This window comes from Porphyromonas canoris (assembly GCF_000769115.1).
Classification (GTDB): Bacteria; Bacteroidota; Bacteroidia; order Bacteroidales; family Porphyromonadaceae; genus Porphyromonas_A; species Porphyromonas_A canoris.
In genome coordinates, this window is sequence record NZ_JQZV01000011.1 from 1 (window position 1) to 2,118 (window position 2,118).

Consider the following 2,118-nt stretch of genomic DNA (forward strand, 5'->3'; position numbering starts at 1 on the left):
CTTATATTTAGAGAATTTTCTCAGGCAAAGGGTATTGTAGTTTTAGGACTATGTTCTTTTCTCCGTATATGTTAGACATACAGCGTGGAAGAAGTGTGGAAAGATATACTTCGGACACGAGAAAGAGATAGCGAAGAAGTCGGATAGGGAAACGAACGAGACAAGAGAAACGAAGAAACCGACGGACTTGCGAAGCCAATAAAGGTGGCTATAGCATCGGGGATCCACCTCTAACCATTCCGAACAGAGCAGTTAAGCCCGATCACGCCGATGGTACTATGCAAATGGGAGAGTAGGTAGCCGCCACTTGAAGAGAAGGAGAGAGACATGAACCGTAACAGGAACGTGGCTCTCTCCTTTGTTTTTGCCGGTTTGCCGGTTTTGCTGCTTCTTTCTTTTCTTTCTCTTCAATCCTTTTTACTTTTTCTCTACTCCAAATGAAAATAGAGATGGATTTGCTGTTCTCTTCTTTTCAATCTTTTTTCTTTTTCCATGCTTCTAAGGAATATGCAAACAGGAGAGTAGGTAGCCGCCACTTATAGAGAAGGAGAGAGACATGAATTGTAACAGGAACGTGGCTCTCTCCTTTGTTTTTACAGATTTGCCGGTTTTGCTGTTTTCTTCTCTTTATTCCTTTTTGCTTTTTTGCCACTCCGCATGAAAATAGAGACGGAAACTTTCCACAGCTTTCTCTTTGATTCTTTTCACTCCGTTTCTCCTCTATATTAAGATACATACGAACTTCCTTCTTTCTCCTCTTTAATCCTCTTTCTTCTTTTCTTTCCCTGTATGAAAATAGAGATGGAGTAGCTGCTTTTCCTCTTCAATCCCTTTTGCTCTTTCCATACTCCATATGAAAATAGAGAAGAGACTTTCTGTCTTCTCCTCTTCAATCCTTTTTTTGCTCTTCCGATGATGCAAAGCAGAGAGTTATTCCCTCTTCAAAAACAGTTCTTCAATCCCTTTTACTCTATCCATACCTTCTTGTATGAAAATATAGACAGACTTTTTGCTTTCTCCTCTCAATCCTTTTTGTTCTCCTTTATTTTTGTCTTTATCTACTTGTTTTCATCTGTTAGTTATGGTTTTTTAGGCAGACGGGGTCTCTATTTTATAGATTTTGACGAGAAGTTTTCTTAATCCTCTCTTTATTTTTGACTCTTTTACCAAATCTTGTGCGATAAATATTTGATAAACAGATAAAAGCAGTGCCGGTACGATGAGTGCCGATACTGCTTTTTTACTTAGCGTAACAGCAGCTCTGAACCCGAAAAAAAGATGCGATAAACGGCCTTTTAAGTTCGTTTTATCAGGTTCAGAGGTACAAACCAAGGCATGATTGGTGCAGAACAAGGGGTGAGTTATGGCAATCAAGGCGTGAATTGTATCAATCAAGCGATGAATTGTGTCAGTCAAGGCATGATTTCAGACAGCAAAACTATTCAGAGGAAGTTTTATAAGCGTTTATCTCAAGTTATTTCAGTATTCGATATATGATTTTGAATAGTAATATTTTTATAATACCTTTGCAAGTATTAAGGAACGATCATGCGTTGGAATACGGCTCACTGTCTGCCGTCTTCTCTCTGTTATGCGTTTTGTTCAATCAGATCATTGAAAGAGAAAATAACAAAATTTATGATTATGAAAAGAGTACTATTTTTATTACTGGCTGTATCCCTGTCTGTTATGGGATGCAAGAAGGATCAGAAAGAGCCTGCAAAAGCTCCCACGGTAGCAACCGGCTCTGTTTCCAACATCACCACAACAAGTTTCGAGTGCGAGGGGAATGTCTCTGCAGATGGCGGAGCGGCGGTTACGGATCGTGGTGTCTGNGCAACCAATTCCGCCGGTACGGCTTACGGGCAGGAGGTGAAAGTAACCCTGGTGAAGGTGGTGGAAGGCATCGCTGTATCTCCCACGGAAAAGAGCGTGGTAGAGGGCGAGAAGTTTAAGATTCAGGTAACGTTCTCACCTGCGGATGTTCCGAACAAGGCTGTAACGTGGAGTTCGGACAAGTCGGAGGTGGCATCCGTTGACAGCAACGGAGAGGTAACCACGCATAAGGAAGGCAGTGCCACCATTACTGCTACATCCGTGGATGGCGGTAAGACAGCC

Annotated in this window: 2 protein-coding genes and 1 rRNA gene; 2 read left to right on the forward strand and 1 reads right to left on the reverse strand. The window is 41.6% G+C overall.

The genetic code is table 11. The annotated features are described in order from the left end of the window. The first annotated feature begins 200 nt into the window (after positions 1–200). Positions 201–309 (forward strand): 5S ribosomal RNA (gene rrf / locus HQ43_RS05225). 780 nt (positions 310–1,089) lie between these two features. Here rrf and HQ43_RS09795 read toward each other — a convergent pair. Beyond that, positions 1,090–1,395, reverse strand: coding sequence for a hypothetical protein (locus tag HQ43_RS09795; protein ID WP_152567011.1), 306 nt, complete (start codon positions 1,393–1,395; stop codon positions 1,090–1,092). Between the two features lie 294 nt (positions 1,396–1,689). Between HQ43_RS09795 and HQ43_RS09475 the strand changes: the two genes are divergently transcribed. After that, positions 1,690–2,118: Ig-like domain-containing protein (locus tag HQ43_RS09475; protein WP_455430392.1), on the forward strand; the 429-nt coding region annotated here is incomplete at its 3' end.